Origin of the sequence: Sediminimonas sp., assembly GCF_024637375.1 — a bacterium.
Taxonomy (GTDB): Bacteria; Pseudomonadota; Alphaproteobacteria; order Rhodobacterales; family Rhodobacteraceae; genus Sediminimonas.
In genome coordinates, this window is the sequence record NZ_JAGXFK010000032.1 from 20,063 (window position 1) to 38,256 (window position 18,194).

Here is an 18,194-nt window from a genome sequence, read left to right on the forward strand (position 1 = left end):
CCAAATACTCCCGCCGGAGGCGTCCGGTGCTTGCCGCGCGCGCGTTGGTCATGATTGCTTGCCCTCGGTGAAACTGCGCGCGATCAACTCTTTCATGATTTCGTTGGTGCCGCCATAGATGCGCTGGACGCGCGCGTCGGTCCACATTTCCGCCACGGCGTATTCCTGCATGAACCCGTAGCCGCCGTGCAGTTGCAGGCACTCGTCAAGCACCTCGCCCTGGGTGTCGGTGATCCAGTATTTCGCCATTGCCGCCTTTTCCACCGACAGCTCGCCGCGCAGGTGCTCGGTGATGCATTCGTCGAGGAAGGCACGCGCCACGCGGGTGCGGGTCAGGCATTCGGCCAGCTTGAAGCGGGTGTTCTGGAACTGCATGAGCGGCCCGCCGAACGCCTCGCGCTCGTTGCAATAGGCAATCGTGCGGTCCACGGCGCCTTCCATCGCGCCTATTGCGCCGCAGGCGATGATCAGGCGTTCCTGCGGCAGTTGGCTCATCATCTGGGCGAACCCCTGGCCCTCGGCGCCGCCGAGGATGTTCTCGGGCGGCACCTCGACATTGTCGAAGAACAGCTCCGACGTGTCGGCGGCGTGCATGCCGATCTTTTCGAGGTTGCGGCCGCGCGAAAAACCCACGGCGCCATCGGTTTCAACCACCACCAGCGAGGTGCCGCGCGCGCCGCCGGCGGGGTCGGTCTTGGCGGCGACGATGATCAGCTCGGCGTGCTGGCCGTTGGAGATGAACGTCTTCTGCCCGCTCAGCCGGTACGAATTGCCCTCGCGCACGGCGCGGGTCTTGATGGCCTGCAGGTCCGACCCGGTAGAGGGCTCGGTCATCGCCAGCGCGCCGACCATTTCGCCGCTGATCATTTTCGGCAGCCAGCGCCGTTTCTGTTCCTCGGTGCCGAAGGCGAGAATGTAATGCGCCACGATGCCGGAATGGATGGGGTTGCCCCAACTGGCGAAATTGGCGCGCGGATGTTCCATGCAGATCACCGCCTCGTGGCCGAAATCGCCGCCGGCGCCGCCGTATTCCTCGGGGATCGAGGGGCACAGCAGGCCCAACTCGCCGGCGCGGTTCCAGGCGTCGCGATCCATCTCGCCCTGCTTGCGCCAGCGCTCGAACTGCGGGGTCCATTCCTCGGCGATGAACCGGGCGGCCATGTCGGCCAGCATCCTGTGGTCCTCGGTCATCCATTGCGATGTCATGTCGTCCCTCCTCCCCGGGGGTCGTCAGCGTTTTCGCGCCTCCAGCTCGGAATTGAACCGGCGCAGGTGATGCGCGAAACTGTCCGCGTCGATGACGCGGTCGAATTCCTCGAACAGGAAGGACAGCAACTCGCCCTCGTCCAGCCCCGCCTCGGTCGCGAGCGTTCGGAGCCGGCGATAACCGTCCTCGGTCATCGCTATGGGCATGCGGCGGGTGAGGCGAAATCGTTTGGGCATCGGTCCTTGTCTTGGTCGTGGCGCGGCCAACGTGCGGCGGCCGCGCCTGTGGGTTTCAGAACTGCTCGGCGTCCAGCGCCATGACGGTGTTGCCGCCGGCGTTGATCCGCGCCAGGTGCAGCGCCGTGGCGGGCAGGCGCCGCGCCATGTAGTGGCGCCCGGTCGCCAGCTTGGTTTCGTAGAACGCCGGGTCGTCGGCGCCGGCCTCCAGCGTTTCGTGCGCCGCCCTGGCCATCTTCGCCCACATCAGCCCGAGGCAGACATGCCCGAAAAGGTGCATGAAATCGTATGATCCCGCCAGCGCGTCGTCGGGATTCTTCATGCCGTGCTGCATGAAGAACGTCCCCGCTGCCTGCAAATCCTTCGAGGCGGCCTTGAGCGGGTCGAGGAAATCGGTCTTGAGCGCCTCGTTCCCCTCGTTTTCCTTGATGAAGGATTTCACCATCTCGAAAAAGGCCATCACATGCTTGCCGTTATCGGTGGCCAGCTTGCGCCCCACCAGATCGAGCGCCTGCACACCGTTGGTGCCTTCGTAGATCATGGTGATGCGCGTGTCGCGCACGAACTGCTCAAGCCCCCATTCGCGGGTAAAGCCCGACCCGCCAAGCGTCTGCTGGGCGCGCACCGTGGCGTCGAACCCCTCGTCGGTCAGGAAGCCCTTGATGACCGGGGTCATGAGGCTGATCAGGCCGTCCGCCGCGGCGTCGTCGCAGCGGTGCGCCCGGTCGATCATCGCCGCGCCCCAGTAGGTGAAGGCGCGCGCACCCTCGACGAAGGCTTTCTGATCCATCAGGTTGCGGCGCACGTCGGGGTGCACGATGATCGGGTCGGCGGGGCCGTCGGGGTTCTGGGCGCCGGATACCGCGCGCCCCTGCAGCCGTTCGCGGGCGAAGGCGCACGCGTTCTGATAGGCGGTTTCGGCCTGGGCAAAGCCCTGCAGGCCGACACCGACGCGGGCCTCGTTCATCATCGTGAACATGGCGCGCAGCCCGGCGTGCTTTTCCCCCACGAGGAAGCCGGTGGCGCCGTCGTAGTTCATCACGCAGGTGGCGTTGCCGTGGATGCCCATCTTTTCTTCCAGCCCGCCGCAGGTGACCGCGTTGCGCGCGCCGAGGCTGCCGTCGTCGCCGACCATGAACTTGGGCACGATGAACAGGCTGATGCCCTTGACCCCGTCGGGGCCGCCGGGGATCTTGGCCAGCACCAGGTGGATGATGTTGTCGGCCATGTCGTGTTCGCCCGACGAGATCCAGATCTTCTGCCCCGAGATGCGGTAGGTGCCGTCGTCCTGCGGCTCGGCCTTGGTGCGGATGAGGCCCAGATCGGTGCCGCAATGGGGTTCGGTCAGGTTCATGGTGCCGGTCCATTCGCAGCTTACCATTTTCGGCAGGTAGGTCTGCTTTTGGTCGTCCGAGCCGTGCGCGTGAATCGCGTTGTAGGCGCCGTGGGTCAGGCCCTGGTACATGTTGAACGCCATGTTGGCCGAGCTGAACATCTCGCCCACGGCGGTGCTCATCAGGTAGGGCAGGCCCTGGCCGCCGTAATCGGGGTCGCAGTCCAGCGCCGTCCAGCCGCCGTCGCGGACCTGGTCGAACGCCGCCTTGAACCCCTCGGGCGTGCGCACGACGCCGTTTTCCAGCGTGCAGCCCTGCCTGTCGCCCACCGTGTTGAGCGGCGCCAGAACCTCCGAGGCCAGCTTGCCGGCCTCCTCGATCACCGCCGAGGTGAAGTCGGGGTCAAGTTCGTCGTAGCCGGGCACGTCCGATTGCGACACCTTAAGAAGATCGTGCAGGATGAAGTGCATGTCCCTGGCGGGGGCGGCGTAGCTGGGCATCGTTTTCTCCCTTCGGGCGGCCTATTCTGCGGCCCGTTTCGGTTGGCGGACCGAGGCGAGCATCTTCTCGCCCCAACTCATCTGTTCGCGCAGATCGACGATCGCGGCATCGAGTTCGTCGCGTTGCCGTTCGAGGTCGTTCAGGCGGTTGCGGGCGATGTCGATGGTGCGCATCAGTTGTGTCTGCTGCGCGTCGCCCATGTCGTAGAGGTCAAGCAACTGGCGAATCTCCTCGAGGCTGAAACCGAACCGCTTGCCCCGCAGGATCAGCTTGAGCCGCGCGCGGTCGCGCCGGGTGAACAGGCGCTTCTGGCCCTCGCGGATCGGTGCCAGCAGCTCCTTTGCCTCGTAGAACCGCAAGGTGCGCGGGGTCACGCCGAACGTGTCGCACATTTCGCGGATGGTCATCGTGTGTTCAGGCATTTCTCTTCCCGTCGGCCTTTGTTTCGGCGCACAGGTGGGTGGATCACCACGGGGGTACAACACCGTGCGATCTTGACGTAACCACTACGTCACGTCACTTTCAAAGTTGACGTCGTGTCACGCCACGTCAAGGTGGCCGGCGGCGCTGTCACTCGTCGCGCGCCTCCAGGTCATGCGCGGTTTCGTCGCGCAGGCGCCTGAGTTCCTGCATCGCCTCGTCGAGCTGCGCGCGCTGTTCGGCGAGTTCCTTGAGCTGCCGGTCGGCCATGGTGATCCAGGCGCGCATTTGCGCCACGGTGCCTTCCTTCTCGTAGATCAGCAGCCACTGGCGGATTTCCTCCAGCGGGTAGCCGAACTTGCGCCCGCGCAGGATCAGCGTCATGCGGGCGATTTCGCGCGGGCCGTAATAGCGTGTGCGCCCCTCGCGTTCGGGGTGCAGAAGCTCGATATACTCGTAATAGCGCAGGGTCCGCGGCGTCACGTCGAACCTGGCGCACATTTCCTTGAAAGAAAGTCTTTGCGACATCGGGCTGCCCTTGCTGCGATTGGCGCCATCCTGCACCGGCATGGCTGCCTTGGCCAGCCCCGGGCGGTGCCGTTCAGGACATAAAGCCCGGCGCAAGGAAGTAAAACCCGTAGGCCACGATCAGGGCCGGGATGGCCGAGTAAAGCGTCGCCAGAACCGCCGCGCGGGGGTTGAGCGCGATGGCCGGGAACAGCGCGTCGCCGTCGTTGGAAATCGCGTTGCCCATCAGCACCGAGAACGGCACAAGCCCGTTTATGTAGAGCGTGGTCACCAGGATCTGCGGCCCGCAGCCGGGGATGAACCCGACGAGGATACCGATCAGCGGGATCAGCGGCATGATCGTTGCGAACAGCGCCCCCAGGTCCAGCCCGGCAAAGGCAACGGCGTATTCGTAGGCCATGAAGGCCCCGATCACCCAGACCGAGATGAAGCTCGTTTCCTCGGCCATGCGCGTCACCGGCGCGTCGGCGGGGTTGGTCATCGCGTGCAGCGACGAGCCCGCCCAGACCCACAGGCCCATTGCCGTTCCGCCCAGCCCCAGCGCCAGCGGAACGACCGGGCTGGTCAGGGCCGCGATATCCACCGTCAGCAGGTCGGCCCCGCCGACGATCACGCCCGGCGCCGCGATCAGAAGAAACAGGTAATCGCGCGGGCGCCGCCGCCCGATGCGCGGCGCGGCGTCGCAGGCGCCGCCGCGTGCGCCCGGCAGCCCGTCGCCGATCATGCGGTCGATCAGCCAGCCCGACACCACGCCGACGACCAGCGACAGCGGCAGCACCACCGCCGCCGCGTCGGGGCGCGTGGCCAGCAGCAGGAACGCGGCGTCGCCCATGGTGGCGGTCAGGGCCGCGACGACGGCGCCGAACCGGACATTGCCGGCCGAGTAGGCCGCCACCACCACCACGGCGCCGCCGCAGCCCGGCGTGGCGCCCATCAGCGCGGCGATGGGCACCTGCGACCAGCGCGCCGCCCTGAGCGTGTCGCCGATGTCGAAGCGGAAGACGCGCTCGGCGCCGTAGAACAGCAGCAGCGTCGCCGCCACGAAGACCGACACGCCCAGGTAGGCATCGACCATCAGCTCGCGCGTCACCGCGCCCAGCTCGCCCGGCGCCAGCGCCGCCAGCAGCAGCGCCGCCGCGACCAGCATTCGGCGCGGGCGCCGGGGCGGGCGCGAAGAGGTCGCAACCGGGGCAGTGGCGGGGGCCGCGGGCGTTCCGGGCAGGGCGATGTCGGAGGGTGGCATGGGCGTTCCTTGTTGCGAATGAATTGCAAGAGCAAAAAATAACGCTTGCATCGCAAAAGGCAAGCCCGAATAACACGGGCCGTGTCCGGCAGGAGGCAAGCGAATGGCAACGGGTCTCGACAAGACGAAGATGGCGCGCCAGTTCACCGAGGCGATCCCTCACGCCAAGGCGCTGGGGATGGAATTCACCCATCTCGACGACGGCATCGCCGAGATGCGGTTGCCTTATGATCCCCGCTTCATTGGCGACCCGGAAACCGGGGTGATGCATGGTGGCGCGGTTTATGCGCTGCTCGACACATGCTGCGGCGCCGCCGTCATGAGCCACCCGGCCAACGCCGGCGGGACCGCCACCATCGACCTGCGCATCGACTACATGCGCGCGGCCACGCCGGGGCAGGCGATCCGAACGCGCGCCGAATGCTATCATGTCACGCGCTCGGTCGCGTTCGTGCGGGCCACGGCGCTGGACGATGACGACGACCGCCCCGTCGCCACTGCGGCGGGTACATTCACCGTGGAGGCCAGGTGATGGCGCGCGCCCGTCCCGAACCCGTGCAGGTGGTCAAGCAACGCCGCGACGCGGCGCTCAACGCGCTGGTCCACGGCATTCCCTACATCCAGTACCTGGGCATCGAGTTCGACCGCCGCGGCGACGAATTGACCGGGGTTCTGACCTTTGACGACAAGCTGATCGGAAACCCGTTGCTGCCGGCGATCCATGGTGGCGTGACGGCCGCGTTCCTGGAGGTCACCGCCGTGATCGGGCTGAGCTGGGCGACGTTGTGGGAGGATATCGAGAGCGGCAAGCTCGACCCCGAGCAACTGATCGGCGGGCAGATGCCGCGGCTACCCAAGACCATCGACTTTACCGTCGATTACCTGCGCTCGGGGCTTCCGCGCGACGCTTATGCGCGCGCCCAGGTCAACCGATCGGGGCGGCGCTATGCCTCGGTGCATGTCGAGGCATGGCAGGACAACAAGCACCGCGCCTTCGCCCAGGCCACCGGGCATTTCCTGATGCCGGCGCGCGATGGCTGAGAGCGGCCCGGCGCGCCCGTCCGCGATCACCCATCGCCGTGTGCTCAAGATCGCGCTGCCCATCGTGCTGTCGAATGCCACCGTGCCGATACTGGGCGCGGTGGATACCGGCGTGGTCGGGCAGTTGGGGCAGGCGGCACCCATCGGGGCGGTGGGCGTCGGCGCCATCGTCATCACCGCCGTCTACTGGGTTTTCGGTTTCCTGCGCATGGGCACCACCGGGCTGACCAGCCAGGCCCACGGCGCCGGGCGGCGGGGCGAGGTGGCGGCGCTGCTGACCCGGGTGCTGCTGATCGGGGCGGCCGGCGGGTTGGTGGTGATGGCCCTGCAATGGCCGATCTTCAATGCCGCGTTCCTTGTCGCCCCCGCCAGCCCCGAGGTCGAGAGCCTGGCGCGCGACTACATGGGGTTGCGGGTGTTCAGCGCCCCGGCGGCGATCGCCATCTACGGGGTTACCGGCTGGCTGATCGCGCTGGAGCGCACGCGCGCCGTGCTGGCGGTGCAGGTGTGGATGAACGGGCTCAACATCGGGTTGGACCTGATATTCGTGCTGGGCCTGGGCTGGGGCGTGCAGGGCGTGGCGGCGGCCACGGTCATCGCCGAATGGTCGGGGCTGGCGCTGGCGCTGTGGATGTGCCGCGACGCCTTTGGCGTGCCGGCCTGGCGCGACTGGACACGGGTCTTCGACGGCGTCGCGCTGCGCAACATGGCCTCGGTCAACACCGACATCCTGTTGCGGTCGCTGATGCTGCAGGCGATCTTCGTGTCGTTCATGCTGCTGGGTGCGGGGTTCGGCGACGTGACGCTGGCGGGCAACCAGGTGTTGCTGCAATTCCTGCACATCACCGCGTATGCGCTTGATGGTTTCGCCTTCGCGGTCGAGGCGCTGGTGGGGCAGGCCCTTGGCGCGCGCAACGCGCCCGGCCTGCGGCGCAGCGCGATCCTGGCCAGCATCTGGGGCGGCGCCAGCGCGCTGGCGCTGGCGCTGGCCTTCGCGTTGGCCGGCGGCGCGATCATCGACGTGATGACCACCGCGGACGAGGTGCGTGCCGCCGCGCGCCTCTACCTGCCCTACATGGTCGTCGCGCCCATCGTCGGGCTGGCGCCCTGGATGCTGGACGGAATCTTCATCGGCGCCACCCGCTCGCGCGACATGCGCAACATGATGGCGGTCAGCTTTGCCGTCTACATCGGTTGCGTTCTGGCCCTGATGCCCGGCCTTGGCAACCATGGGCTGTGGCTGGCGCTGCTGATATCGTTCGTCGCGCGGGGTGTGACGCTGGGCCTGCGTTACCCGGCGCTGGAGCGTGGTGCGCGGGGTTAGGCGCGTTGCATTCAGTCGCGGGCGTGACGGGCGGGTGATTTCGGTCACGCCATGCGCGAAGTTGTCACAACGTCTCAAGATGTTGTAGCGGATGCCTGCGTGACCGACGATCCACAATTCTGCACCGCGCCCACCCTCGGGGTCGCGCGCGAACCGCTCGGCAGAACAAGCTTCCAACGTCAGGAATTTCGACTCTACGCCCCTGGTGCTGACCACCTGACAAAAGGGTTCCCACCTGCCGCTGGTGCGCCCTCGGTTCCTCGCAGCGCGGTTCGAGAGGTCGCAATGTGAATGAGCAGGATTTCGCAGCAGTTTCCAAGCCGCGCATCGGCGGGCCGCGGTGCGGCGATCCAACGCCAGTTATGCAGGGCTTTATGCCAGCAAAATCCGGAAAACATCCGAGCGTTGCGCAGGTGCCAGCCCAATCGCCGTGCCGGGGGGCGGCCCGGCGATGCGCGGCGGCCTTCGGCCTTGATTCCGCGCGTGGGTAACGGCCAGTCGGGGCTCGACTCCGTCATCTGAGCGTATCGCTCAAGGATGCTGGACAAGTGTCCGATATCCCGCTTTCATGGGGTATCTTGTGTCGGGTGGCGAACGCTAGACGATTCCAGTACCCGCTCGGGCGGGCGCCCGATCATCGTGCGGCGCGCGATTTCGAACAGCGCGGGTTGTGCCACAGGGTGATCATTGCCAGTCCTGTCTGCCGGTGCCCACCGCCTCGGCCACGTTGGCGAACCCGTCGCGCGCGATCAGCCGGTCGAGCCCGCGCGCGATGTCGCCTGCCAGAGACAGCCCGCGATAGACCAGCGCCGAATAAAGCTGCACCGCGCTGGCGCCGGCGCGGATCTTTTCGTAGGCGTCGCCGGCGCTGCCGATGCCACCGACCCCGATCAGCGGGATATCGCCGCCGGTCAGAACCGACAGCCGCGCCAGCACCCTTGTCGAGCGTTCGAACAACGGCGCGCCCGACAGCCCGCCCGCCTGCGCGGCTTGCGGGCTGTGCAGGCCATCGCGCGCCAGCGTGGTGTTGGTGGCGACGATACCGTCGATGCCGGTCTCGCGCGCCACCGCCGCGATATCGGCCAGTTCGGCATCCGCCAGGTCCGGCGCGATCTTGAGGAAAACCGGGATAGGGCGCGGCAGGCGGGCGCGTTCGGCCATCACCCCGTCCAACAGCGCCGCCAGCGCCGCGCGGCCTTGCAGATCGCGCAGCTTTTCGGTGTTGGGCGACGAGACGTTGACGGTAGCGAAATCGAGGTGCGGGCCGCAATGGGCCAGCACCTGCGCGTAATCGGCGGCGCGGTCGGCGCTGTCCTTGCCCGCGCCCAGGTTCAGCCCGATCACCGCGTCGCGCGGGCGCTGTGCCAGTCGCCCGCCGATGACCGCCATGCCGTCGTTGTTGAACCCGAAGCGGTTGATCACCGCGCGATCCTCGGTCAGGCGGAACAGGCGCGAGCGCGGGTTGCCCGGCTGTGGGCGTGGCGTCGCGGCGCCCACCTCGACAAAGCCGAAGCCGGCACGCGCCAGCGGTTTCAGTGCCACGGCGTTCTTGTCGAACCCGGCGGCCAGGCCCACCGGGTTGGGCAGGTCCAGCCCCGCCACCCGGCAGCGCAGCCGATCCGACGTGACCGGCCCCGGCAGCGGCACCAGGCCAAGGCGCAACGCGTGGATGGCCAGGTCGTGCGCCCGTTCGGGATCGAGGCAGCGCAGGCCGGCGCTGCCGATCCTGTCGAGCCAGTTCATGTCAGCCCCGCGGGGAAATGATGTGCCCCGTCCCGCCATGGCAGCGGGGCGGACCACGCGATATCGTCGATGCGCAGCGCGCGGTAGAGATGCGGGAACAGCGCGCCGCCGCGCGAGGGCTCCCATTTCAATGCGTCGCCGAGGGCGTCGGCTCCGACCGCGGCGAGGGTGAGGTCGTCCTCGGCATGGAAATGCTTTGCCGCCGTTGCGGGCAGTTGATCTGCGATCGACAGATGGATGAAGCCATCCGCCAAATCGACCGGCGCGCCGGCGGTTGAGCCGTCGCGTGCAAGTTGCGCCCACTCGGCGGCACGGAAAATCTTGTACACCAACATGTCTTTCCAATGTCTCCGGCGCGCCGGGCCGTCAAGGGGGTGGGGGCGTCAGGGTGTCAGCGAGGCGTCGAAGGACAACACGTTGCGCCCGTCCAGCGCCGAGGGAGCGACGCTGATCTTGGCGTTGCCGATTCCCGGCCCCGTGAACTCGATCTGCTGAATGTCCATCTCGGCCGATGACTTGCTTATCCGGTAGCCCTCTTCTTCGAGCGCCTCGCTCCAGCGCGCCAGCAGGGTATCGACCTTCTCGGCGGTGACGATCTCGAACAGCCGGATGGAACTGCCGATGGCGCGGTCGGTCTTGACCTCGGCGTCCTCGGGCATCGTGAGCGCCTCGGGGATCCAGTCCTGGACCTCGATCGCCGATTCGGCGTGCAGAGGCAGCGCGAGCATGAGCGCGGCAAGCGCGGCCGGGAAAAACATTGTCCGCATGATCCATCCTTTGCGTGGGTCCAGCGCAAGGTAGTGGCCTGCGCGCTACCATTCAAGCCGGGGCGCATTGCCGGCATGTGCACCATCATCCCGTGCGCGAGATCGCGCCGATATGTCTACCGCGCGGTGAAAAGCGCCCGCGGCCAGCCGTATTCATCGACCCAGCCCAGCCAGGCAACGTCGGTTGGTCCGATGATGTGCTCGACGGCGCGCCATCCGTCCGCGTCGCGCCGCATGACGACCATAACCACGTCGCTCATCATGTCGGCGGCCCAGTCGCGGGCCATCGGGGTGCTTCGCCAGTCCAGCGGCTGGCCATCGGGCTGCACCGGCGTGGCCGCGAGGTAGGCCCAGTTGCCATCGCTGCGCAGTGTCGAGACCACGAAGATCACCGGCTGGCCCACCGCCCGCTGCACCGGGATGCGAGCGGCATCCATCAGCGCCGCGCGTTCCGCGGTGCCACGCGCCGGGGTGTAGTAGGCCGAGGGCGCGGCCGACGGGCGGCGGCCAGTGTCGCCACCGTCGAGCCGGTCAAGGCGGTTGCGCGCCAGCGGCGCGAAGAGGCCGTCTGGATAGGCGCGCAGATAGGCGCGGAAATCTGCCGGGTCATCGGAGTCGGCGATGGTCTGCCAGAACAGTTTTTCAGGCGAGTTCGCAGGCGGGGCGGCATCCGGTTCGTCCCCGGCGGTGCCGGCCTTTTCCGGGCGCACGACGCGCCGCAGCGCGACCGAGAAGATGCCCCGGTCGCCGACCTCGGCGTTCGTCGCCCAGGTGGACGTGTCGGAATCCACCACCGTGTATTTTCCTGCCGGCAGGACGATATTCGGCGTGACATGCCAATAGGCGTTGGGGACGCCGCCTTGCCCCGCGGCGCCGCGCGCCGGCCACGGGCCGTATAGGCGCCCGTCCTCGTCGCGCAGCGCGATGGTGCCGGGCGCCGCGCCGCGCCCATGGTTCCAGTGGTAGGTGGTGATGCGGTCGAGGTAGCCGCGGCTTTCGAGGCGGAAGGCGGTTGCCTTGGCGGGGCCGTTTTGTACCGCCAGCTTGCTATTCAGCCCACCGGTGACGGGGTCGCCCACTGGTTGCCAAGCGGATGGCTGCGGCGTGGATGGCTGCGGCGTGGGCGGCGCGGCGCGGCTGCCCGACGCGCCGGCGGCCGCGGTCGGGGTGTCTTGCGATGCTCCGGTTTGTGGTGCCGCGCCGGTGGCAGGCACGCCGGCGGCCCTCATCGCTTCTTGCACCAGCGACGGGTCGCAGGGTTTTGCGTTTTCGGGCAAGTCCAGCCATTTCTGCGCGAGCAGCTTGTCCATGCCGCCATTGGCGCTCAGCCAGTCGTCGTCGGCAGTCATTTCCACGACCACCGGCACCCCGCCGGGCAGGCACCGCTCCAGCAGTGCCACATGCCGTGCGCGGCTTGCTTCGCCCGCCCGGCCGCGGCCTGTGAACACGAGGGCGGGTTCGCCCATGATTTCGCCTTGATGCGTCTCTGGCGGCGCGATGAAGCCGTTGCCCGCCGGGTTCTTGTCCGCCAACCGGAAATCGACGGGAAACGAATCGTCCCCCGTGCCGATGCCGAGGCTCGCGTAAGGGGCGTCCGCCGTCCTTATCCAGAAGGATGACCGGCTGCGCCCGGTCTTGAACCCCTCGGGCAGGACATAGGCGAAAAGCCCGTCCATCGCCCATTGCGCCCGCGCCGATACCGCCGGATGACAGGGCTGCATGCCCTCGGGCCAATGGGCGGTGACCGCCCCGAGTACCGGGGCGAGATCGTTGTCTTCCAGCCAGCCGGGTGCGGCGGCTGTCTCGATCACCACCGGTGACCCGTCCGGCAGGCAGCTTCGAAGCAGATAGACGCGAACCTTGCCGCGCTGCATGGTCGCTCCGCTTTGCATCCCGGGATATGAGAAAACGCCCGAGAACACCGATGCCGGCTGGCCCAGAACCTCCCCGGCGCTTTCGCGCGGCGGCGCCTGCAAAAGCCCGTCGAGGTCAAGCGCCGCGCGTGCTGCATCGCCCCGGCGCATGGTCACATAGGCGCTGTAGACGACGTCGGTGCGCAGGGTGGCCTCGGTCTCGCCGGGGGTCAGCGCCCAGCCCTCGGGCGGGCGTATGGTGACCAGCCCGCCCAGCGTGGTAACGGGGTCGTTCGCGGCGGCGGGGTCATCGGCCCGGGTAGCGGCCTTGTATGCCGCCGGATCGGCCAGCCGGAAGGTGCCGAGGATCTGCTCGAGCAAGGGCGCATTGCGCTCCAGTTCGGCCGCATCGGGGGTTGCGATACTGATAACAAGGTATCCGGCCCCGGCCTGCGGCCTGGTCGCATGGATGATCTCCATGGTGACCGGTTGGCCGCTGTCCTCGGGCAGCAACACGGCGCGCGGGAACGTCACCCCGCCGCCAAGCGCCAAGGGCGCCTTTGGCGAGCGTTCGACCGCGCGTTGCGCGGCGTCGTCGTTGAGGAAATCCTTTTCGAAATCCTCTGCCGGCACCGTGGTCACCGACAGGCCCAGCCCCTTGCCGTCTTTCGGAGAGAACCCCGGAGAGGTTGCCGTGAACATCTCGTCGCGGTCGTTTGCGTCCCAGTCGGGCGGCAGCGCGAAGGTCAGGCCGTGGGCCGCGTGCCGGGCCCAGCCGTCGGGGATGTCGGCCGGGCCGGGGTCGCTGGCGGCCTGTCCAGAGCCCGGCGGTGTGGGCGCTGCCGTGGTTTCCGTCGCATGTGTATCGGGGGCCGCGTCGTTGGTTTCCGCTGACGTCGCTTGCGCATCCTCAGCCCCGGGCCCGGTGTCGGGCACCAGCTCGTCCAGCGGCTTTTCCTCCACCGCCGGGGCGAAGTCGTCGTACTGGTCGGCCAGTTTGTCGATCGTTGCCGGGTCGGTCTGGGCGGCGGCGGGGCCGGCGAGAAAGAGCGCCAGAAGGCATGTCCGGATCATGGCATTGTCCTTTGCGTCATTGCATGCCCGCGCCGGGCAGTTTGTCGAGCATTTTCTGGTATTCGCGCCCTATCTCGTCGAGCTGGTCGCGGGCGAACGGCACGTAGCGCCATTCGCCATCGGTCGTCGTCCAGACGCCTTCGATTTCGAGCGTCATGTCGGCGCTGCATCGGGTCACCACGTCGCGCCCGTCGCTCGTCCGCTCTGTGTACAGGCGGTTCACGCGGCACTTCGTGTCACCCATCAGATCGGAAAACGTCTGAATCTTGTCGATGCGGCAGTTGGAAAGCCGCGCGATCCCGTCGAATCGGGGCGCGGCGAAGTCGGTGCCGGTGCCATCCTCCAGCGCCTTGCCCATCGAGGCGGCGCTCCATTCGCTGCCGTCATAGCGCCCGATCAGGATGCACCCCGCCGCCGTGGCCGCGCTTTGCAGCGTGGTGCCGGGGCGCGGCGGGCGCTGCTCGGTGGTCTGCCGTGCCGGTTTGCCGCCGCCGCGCGCAGTGATCGTGCATTCCTGTGGCCCCTCGGTGCGGGTGAGGGTGGCGACCGGCCCGGTAGATTCGGGATTGCCGAAAACGACTTCGGCGGCGTCATCTGCCAGGGTGAATTTGCGCTCGACCGTGCCATCCGGCGCATCGAGGCGGATGGTGTCGGGAAACCCGGCCTTGACCCAGGCGAATTTGGTCATTTGCAGGCGCAGTGATTTGCACGGCGTCAGCGTGCCAGTCCAGGTGTCGCCGTCCGCCAACAGCATGTGGAATTTCGTCGCCCCTTCGATCCCGAAGGCCGCGACCTCGATCGTGATCGGGGCGTTGAGTTCGGGCCGCACCTCGCGGTTGAGCTTGTCGGCCTGCGCCTTCAGCGCCTTGAGCCAGCGGTCGCGGGTGATCTCGGGCAGCACATCGCGGATCATCTTGGCCATGATGATCGAATAGTGCTCGGCCTCCAGCTTGTCCTTGATCGCCTTGGTCAGCGAGGCGCCGCGCGCGTACCCGGCGGTGGACTGGTCGACATCCGCCGCGTATTCGTCGAAGCGTGAACTGTCCCAGAACTTGGCGGCGTAGTTCCTGACCTCGGTTTCGATCACCCTGGAGAACTTGTCGGGCCGGTTGATGTTGCGCAGGTACCACTCAAGCAGGATCTTCCATTCGTTGATCGTGCGCCCACCCTCGCGGCGTGCCCGGATGTCGGCGACACGTTCTTCCAGTGTCGGGGGGAATCGGCCGACCGAGCCGAGCGCCGCGCGCTTGGCGCCGGCTTCCATCTCGCGGTAATATTTCCTGTAGGACTGGCGCCAGGCATCCTCGCGCGCCGACCAGGCGGCATCGCCGAAAAAGTTCAGCGAGATGTCGATGGGCAGCCCCGCGATCATTGCAAGCTGGATGCCCGGTGTGCCGAAGCGGCCCAGAAGATAGCTGAGCACGCCCTTGTAGGCGTTCAGGATTTCCGGCCGCCCGTCGCCCGATGCCGGGCCGAGCGCAATCTGGTAGACTGTCAGCGCGAGCCCCAGGTAAGTCAGCCCGGTGCCCAGTTTCGGCACCACGCGGCTGGCCGCGTCGGGAAACAGGTCGTCCACGTATCCCTGTTCGAGTAGTGTGTTGAGCGCGCTGTCGATGCCCAGCGAAATGGAAAACACCGACACCCCCTGCCGGAACGCCTGGTCTTCGATTGTCCGGCGCAGTTCGCGCCTGTCTTCCTTGCCGGCCTCGATCGCCGCCCTGATCGGCGGCGACAGCGGCACCGCCCTGTCAAGCGGGTAGAACTCGGCCAGCGGATTGACCTTGAATCGCTGCACGCGCTCTTGCGGGCCGCGGCCAGCGGTTTCGGTGAGGATCGGCGAAAAGGGCTCGGCGCTCGCCGCCGTTGTGGTCAGGCAGACGATACCCGCAAGCGCGCCGCGGCGAAGGGTTGAGCAAAATGACATCGTGAAAGGCCCCGGGAAAAACATGGGCACTATAATAAGAGGGTCTTGTCAGTTCGCCTTGATCTGCCGCAAACAGGGCCGCGCGGGCGGCGATGGGTGCATGCGGGTTCTTGACGCCGAAAAGCCCGTCGAATACATCACGGGTGCTGCGGGCGGGTATGGTGAAACGGTATCACACGAGCCTTCCAAGCTCTTGGTGCGGGTTCGATTCCCGCTACCCGCTCCATGGCTTTTCCATCGGCGCCATTCAGACCCGCCAGTCGAGCAGGCGACGCTCGACCCAGCCGATGCCTGAACTGGTCAGCACCCCCAGCGCGGACAGGATCACCACCCCTGCGAAAAGACGTTCCAGATCGTAGAGCGAGCCGGCTTCCAGGATATAGGCGCCAATGCCGTATTGCGCGCCCAGCATCTCGGCCGCGACAAGCAGGATGATCCCGATGGCAAGGCTGACGCGCAACCCCGACAGGATGCCGGGCAGGGCGCCGGGCAGCACGATCTTGCGCACGATCGAGACCCAGCTCAGGCCGAAGCTCTGCCCCATGCGGATCAGCGTGCGGTCGACATTGTCCACCGCGCCGTAGGTCGACACCACCGTGGGCGTGAAGGTGCCCAGGGCGATCAGCGCGTACTTGCTGCCCTCGTCGATGCCGAACCAGATCACGAACAACGGCAGCAGCGCGATCTTGGGGATCGGGAACAGTGCCGCCACCAGCGGCACCAGCCCGGCGCGCACGACGCTGAACAACCCGATCGCCACCCCCACCGCGATGCCTGCGCTCACGCCCATGGCGGCGCCTACCACCAACCGGCTCAGCGACGGCGCCATGTGGGTCCACAGCATCCCTGTCGTCCACAAGTCGCCGAATGTGGCCAGCACGTCGGACGGGCGCGGCAGCGTCAGGTTGGAAATCCAGCCGGTGCGCGTGCCCCATTCGACCAGCGCGATCAGCACTATGAATGTGACGATCCCGATGCCGCGGATATGCACGGGGCGGTAGCCGCCGCCGCGATAGGGAACCGGGCGCGGGGCGGATGCGTCGCCGGTGGCGGCGGCGGCCTCGGCGGGGCGGCGGTCGGTGTCGGGATCAGACATCTGCCAGCTCCGCGTCGGCGGCGGCGGCCTCGTCACGCATCAACTGCCACAGCCGCGCCTGCTGGGCATCCAGCGCCGGGTCGCCCATGCGGCGTTCGGCCAGGGGGGTGTCGATCTCGACGATTTCGCGGACCGCCCCGGGCCGGCGCGACAGCACCACGATCCGGTGGCCCAGGCGCACCGCCTCGGCCAGGTTGTGGGTGACGTAGACGGCGGTGAACGGCGCGCGCGTCCACAACGAGACAAGGTCGTCCATCAGCAACTCGCGGGTCTGGCTGTCGAGCGCCGAAAGCGGCTCGTCCATCAGCATCACCGCCGGGTTGACGGCCATCGCGCGGGCAATGGCGACGCGTTGTTTCATGCCGCCCGAAAGCTGCTTGGGCAGGGCATCGCGGAAATCTGTCAGCCGGGTGCGCGCCAGCACGTCGTCGACGATGCGCCCCATCTCGGCACCGGGCAGGCGGCTGTCCTCCAGCACCAGCCGGATGTTGCCGGCCACGCTGCGCCAGGGCAGCAGCGCGAAATCCTGGAAGATGTAGGTCAGCGGGTTGAGGCAGTCCGCCGGGCGTGGGCCCTGTTGCAGCACGGCGCCGCGTTCGGGCACCTCAAGCCCGCCGAGAAAGCGCAGCAGCGTGGACTTGCCGCAGCCCGACGGCCCGACGATGCAGACGATCCGGCCTTCGGGGATCGTCAGGTCGATATCCGAGAGAACCTCGACATCGCCGTAGCGATGCGAGATGCCGTCGAGTCTCAGTTCCATGCTGCGCTGCCTTTCGCGGCCGGCGGGGAGGGACACGGCGGGCGGGGCTTGCGGCGGCCCCGCCCGAACCGCGCTTGCGATCACATCGTGTCGACGTAGGAGGCGTCGACCAGCGTGTCCATTGTCACCGACGGTTTCACCAGCCCCTCGGCCTTGAACCAATCCAGTTGGTCCTGCACCGACCCGGTGTTGAGCGCCGCGCCCGCGTTGATGCGCATCGCGCCGTTGCGGATCGACGGTGCCGCCTTTTCGTAGGGGCGGTCGGTATAGACGTACTTGTGAATCAGGCGAACCATGTCCTCGGCCGCGTCGGCGCCGGCGGTCTTGTCGACCAGGGCGGCGTTGAAATCATCCGCACCGCGGGCGAAGGCCGACAGGAACGCCTCGGTCTGGGCGCGCTCGTTCGCGGCGTTGTCTGCCGAGGTGAACACCGTCGTCACCTGGTAGTCGGGGATGTAATCGGCCACGTCGCCGATGATCTGTACCGCGCCGCCGCCGGCCAGGGCCTTGGCGATATGCGGCACGATCGACCAGGCATCGACCTGCCCCGATTTCAGCGCGCCGATGATCGCGCCGACCTTTTGCAGGGGCACGAATTGCATCTCGGCGCTTTCGGCGGCGGCGATCTTTGATCCCATGTAGTGGAACGACGAGCCCGCCTGCGTCATGGCAAATCGCTTGCCGTCCAGCATTTCGGGGCTGGTCAGGCCGGCGTCAAAGGCGGCGTTCGAGGCGAGGATCTTCTGCCCATCGATGCCGGGCTCTTCGCTCAGCGCGCCGCCGATCACCTTGGCCGCGCCCTTTTCGGCAAGGCTGATCAGGCCGCCGGAAACCGCCGTGACGGCATAATCGGCATCGCCCGAGGCGATCGCCACCGCCATCGGCTGCGCGGCCTGGAAGAACCTGAACTCGACATCGAGCCCGGCCTCGGCGAAATAGCCGCGCTCATAGGCCACGAACGACGCGGCGTGGCTGGTGAAGCGCAGCGCGCCCACGGTCATCTTGGTATTGGCAAGCGCCGGCCGCCCCAGCATTGGCAGGGTCGCCGCCCCGCCCAGAAGGCCCATCGCGCCGCGGCGTGTGAATGTCGTCATGATCCGTTCCTCCGATAAATCCCTTGCGGCTTGAGGGGCCGCACACCTC

The 18,194-nt window shown here is 67.5% G+C and carries 17 protein-coding genes and 1 tRNA gene; 4 read left to right on the plus strand and 14 right to left on the minus strand.

Features of this window, described 5'->3' with window-relative positions:
- Positions 1–48: 48 nt before the first annotated feature.
- The 6 genes from Q0L89_RS04380 to Q0L89_RS04405 form a co-directional block, all read right to left on the minus strand.
- A complete protein-coding gene (locus Q0L89_RS04380) occupies positions 49–1,206 on the minus strand; it encodes an acyl-CoA dehydrogenase family protein (protein WP_296762851.1) in 1,158 nt (385 codons plus the stop codon).
- A 24-nt stretch (positions 1,207–1,230) separates the two neighbouring features.
- Positions 1,231–1,443: a hypothetical protein gene (locus tag Q0L89_RS04385; RefSeq protein WP_296762853.1), complete on the minus strand. Its 213-nt coding sequence runs from the start codon at positions 1,441–1,443 to the stop codon at positions 1,231–1,233.
- Between the two features lie 55 nt (positions 1,444–1,498).
- Positions 1,499–3,277, minus strand: coding sequence for an acyl-CoA dehydrogenase C-terminal domain-containing protein (locus Q0L89_RS04390; RefSeq protein WP_296762855.1), 1,779 nt, complete (start codon positions 3,275–3,277; stop codon positions 1,499–1,501).
- Between the two features lie 21 nt (positions 3,278–3,298).
- Entirely contained in the window at positions 3,299–3,700 is a 402-nt protein-coding gene (locus tag Q0L89_RS04395) for a MerR family DNA-binding transcriptional regulator (RefSeq protein ID WP_296762856.1), read from the minus strand.
- Positions 3,701–3,848: 148 nt separating this feature from the next.
- Complete coding sequence (locus Q0L89_RS04400) at positions 3,849–4,226, minus strand: MerR family DNA-binding transcriptional regulator (RefSeq protein WP_296762858.1); 378 nt, start codon at positions 4,224–4,226, stop codon at positions 3,849–3,851.
- A 73-nt stretch (positions 4,227–4,299) separates the two neighbouring features.
- Positions 4,300–5,469 carry a putative manganese transporter gene (locus Q0L89_RS04405; RefSeq protein WP_296762860.1) on the minus strand — a complete coding sequence of 390 codons (1,170 nt, stop codon included), beginning with the start codon at positions 5,467–5,469 and terminating at the stop codon, positions 4,300–4,302.
- A gap of 103 nt (positions 5,470–5,572) precedes the next feature.
- Between Q0L89_RS04405 and Q0L89_RS04410 the strand changes: the two genes are divergently transcribed.
- Genes Q0L89_RS04410 through Q0L89_RS04420 form a run of 3 tightly spaced genes read left to right on the plus strand, consistent with a single transcriptional unit; the run spans position 5,573 to position 7,834 of the window.
- A complete protein-coding gene (locus Q0L89_RS04410) occupies positions 5,573–6,001 on the plus strand; it encodes a PaaI family thioesterase (RefSeq protein ID WP_296762862.1) in 429 nt (142 codons plus the stop codon).
- Entirely contained in the window at positions 6,001–6,510 is a 510-nt protein-coding gene (locus tag Q0L89_RS04415; protein WP_296762864.1) for a PaaI family thioesterase, read from the plus strand. The genes Q0L89_RS04410 and Q0L89_RS04415 overlap by 1 nt, the downstream gene beginning before the upstream one ends.
- Complete coding sequence (locus Q0L89_RS04420) at positions 6,503–7,834, plus strand: MATE family efflux transporter (RefSeq protein ID WP_296762866.1); 1,332 nt, start codon at positions 6,503–6,505, stop codon at positions 7,832–7,834. Before Q0L89_RS04415 ends, Q0L89_RS04420 begins: the two co-directional genes overlap by 8 nt.
- Positions 7,835–8,518: 684 nt before the next feature.
- Here the strand turns inward: Q0L89_RS04420 and Q0L89_RS04425 are convergent.
- From Q0L89_RS04425 to Q0L89_RS04445, 5 genes are all read right to left on the minus strand, one after another.
- A complete protein-coding gene (locus Q0L89_RS04425) occupies positions 8,519–9,577 on the minus strand; it encodes a quinone-dependent dihydroorotate dehydrogenase (protein ID WP_296762869.1) in 1,059 nt (352 codons plus the stop codon).
- Positions 9,574–9,912: a DUF952 domain-containing protein gene (locus tag Q0L89_RS04430; RefSeq protein WP_296762871.1), complete on the minus strand. Its 339-nt coding sequence runs from the start codon at positions 9,910–9,912 to the stop codon at positions 9,574–9,576. Before Q0L89_RS04430 ends, Q0L89_RS04425 begins: the two co-directional genes overlap by 4 nt.
- A 48-nt stretch (positions 9,913–9,960) precedes the next feature.
- Entirely contained in the window at positions 9,961–10,344 is a 384-nt protein-coding gene (locus tag Q0L89_RS04435) for a hypothetical protein (RefSeq protein WP_296762873.1), read from the minus strand.
- Between the two features lie 116 nt (positions 10,345–10,460).
- Positions 10,461–13,271 (minus strand): hypothetical protein, encoded by a 2,811-nt coding sequence (locus tag Q0L89_RS04440; protein ID WP_296762874.1) that lies wholly within the window; start codon positions 13,269–13,271, stop codon positions 10,461–10,463.
- Between the two features lie 16 nt (positions 13,272–13,287).
- Positions 13,288–15,195, minus strand: coding sequence for a hypothetical protein (locus tag Q0L89_RS04445; RefSeq protein WP_296762876.1), 1,908 nt, complete (start codon positions 15,193–15,195; stop codon positions 13,288–13,290).
- 152 nt (positions 15,196–15,347) lie between these two features.
- On the opposite strand from Q0L89_RS04445, the gene Q0L89_RS04450 reads away from it, so the two are divergent.
- Positions 15,348–15,421 (plus strand) — tRNA-Gly (locus Q0L89_RS04450).
- A gap of 21 nt (positions 15,422–15,442) precedes the next feature.
- Here Q0L89_RS04450 and Q0L89_RS04455 read toward each other — a convergent pair.
- The 3 genes from Q0L89_RS04455 to Q0L89_RS04465 all read right to left on the minus strand — a co-directional run bounded on the left by Q0L89_RS04455 (position 15,443) and on the right by Q0L89_RS04465 (position 18,145).
- Positions 15,443–16,291 carry an ABC transporter permease gene (locus Q0L89_RS04455; RefSeq protein WP_296762877.1) on the minus strand — a complete coding sequence of 283 codons (849 nt, stop codon included), beginning with the start codon at positions 16,289–16,291 and terminating at the stop codon, positions 15,443–15,445.
- The gene (locus tag Q0L89_RS04460; RefSeq protein ID WP_296762879.1) at positions 16,284–17,051 is read right to left on the minus strand and encodes an ABC transporter ATP-binding protein; all 768 of its coding nucleotides are present in this window, start codon (positions 17,049–17,051) and stop codon (positions 16,284–16,286) included. The genes Q0L89_RS04455 and Q0L89_RS04460 overlap by 8 nt, the downstream gene beginning before the upstream one ends.
- An 80-nt stretch (positions 17,052–17,131) precedes the next feature.
- Complete coding sequence (locus Q0L89_RS04465) at positions 17,132–18,145, minus strand: ABC transporter substrate-binding protein (RefSeq protein WP_296762881.1); 1,014 nt, start codon at positions 18,143–18,145, stop codon at positions 17,132–17,134.
- Between the last annotated feature and the right edge of the window lie 49 nt (positions 18,146–18,194).

What these genes read in the sequence shown, in the direction of transcription:
- Q0L89_RS04460 (WP_296762879.1), bottom strand. Translation starts at nt 17,051, where the DNA reads ATGGAACTGAGACTCGACGGCATCTCGCATCGCTACGGCGATGTCGAG.
- Q0L89_RS04425 (WP_296762869.1), bottom strand. Translation starts at nt 9,577, where the DNA reads ATGAACTGGCTCGACAGGATCGGCAGCGCCGGCCTGCGCTGCCTCGAT.
- Q0L89_RS04400 (WP_296762858.1), bottom strand. Translation starts at nt 4,226, where the DNA reads ATGTCGCAAAGACTTTCTTTCAAGGAAATGTGCGCCAGGTTCGACGTG.
- Q0L89_RS04435 (WP_296762873.1), bottom strand. Translation starts at nt 10,344, where the DNA reads ATGCGGACAATGTTTTTCCCGGCCGCGCTTGCCGCGCTCATGCTCGCG.
- Q0L89_RS04385 (WP_296762853.1), bottom strand. Translation starts at nt 1,443, where the DNA reads ATGCCCAAACGATTTCGCCTCACCCGCCGCATGCCCATAGCGATGACC.
- Q0L89_RS04420 (WP_296762866.1), top strand. Translation starts at nt 6,503, where the DNA reads ATGGCTGAGAGCGGCCCGGCGCGCCCGTCCGCGATCACCCATCGCCGT.
- Q0L89_RS04405 (WP_296762860.1), bottom strand. Translation starts at nt 5,469, where the DNA reads ATGCCACCCTCCGACATCGCCCTGCCCGGAACGCCCGCGGCCCCCGCC.
- Q0L89_RS04430 (WP_296762871.1), bottom strand. Translation starts at nt 9,912, where the DNA reads ATGTTGGTGTACAAGATTTTCCGTGCCGCCGAGTGGGCGCAACTTGCA.
- Q0L89_RS04445 (WP_296762876.1), bottom strand. Translation starts at nt 15,195, where the DNA reads ATGTCATTTTGCTCAACCCTTCGCCGCGGCGCGCTTGCGGGTATCGTC.
- Q0L89_RS04390 (WP_296762855.1), bottom strand. Translation starts at nt 3,277, where the DNA reads ATGCCCAGCTACGCCGCCCCCGCCAGGGACATGCACTTCATCCTGCAC.
- Q0L89_RS04380 (WP_296762851.1), bottom strand. Translation starts at nt 1,206, where the DNA reads ATGACATCGCAATGGATGACCGAGGACCACAGGATGCTGGCCGACATG.
- Q0L89_RS04455 (WP_296762877.1), bottom strand. Translation starts at nt 16,291, where the DNA reads ATGTCTGATCCCGACACCGACCGCCGCCCCGCCGAGGCCGCCGCCGCC.
- Q0L89_RS04395 (WP_296762856.1), bottom strand. Translation starts at nt 3,700, where the DNA reads ATGCCTGAACACACGATGACCATCCGCGAAATGTGCGACACGTTCGGC.
- Q0L89_RS04440 (WP_296762874.1), bottom strand. Translation starts at nt 13,271, where the DNA reads ATGATCCGGACATGCCTTCTGGCGCTCTTTCTCGCCGGCCCCGCCGCC.
- Q0L89_RS04410 (WP_296762862.1), top strand. Translation starts at nt 5,573, where the DNA reads ATGGCAACGGGTCTCGACAAGACGAAGATGGCGCGCCAGTTCACCGAG.
- Q0L89_RS04415 (WP_296762864.1), top strand. Translation starts at nt 6,001, where the DNA reads ATGGCGCGCGCCCGTCCCGAACCCGTGCAGGTGGTCAAGCAACGCCGC.
- Q0L89_RS04465 (WP_296762881.1), bottom strand. Translation starts at nt 18,145, where the DNA reads ATGACGACATTCACACGCCGCGGCGCGATGGGCCTTCTGGGCGGGGCG.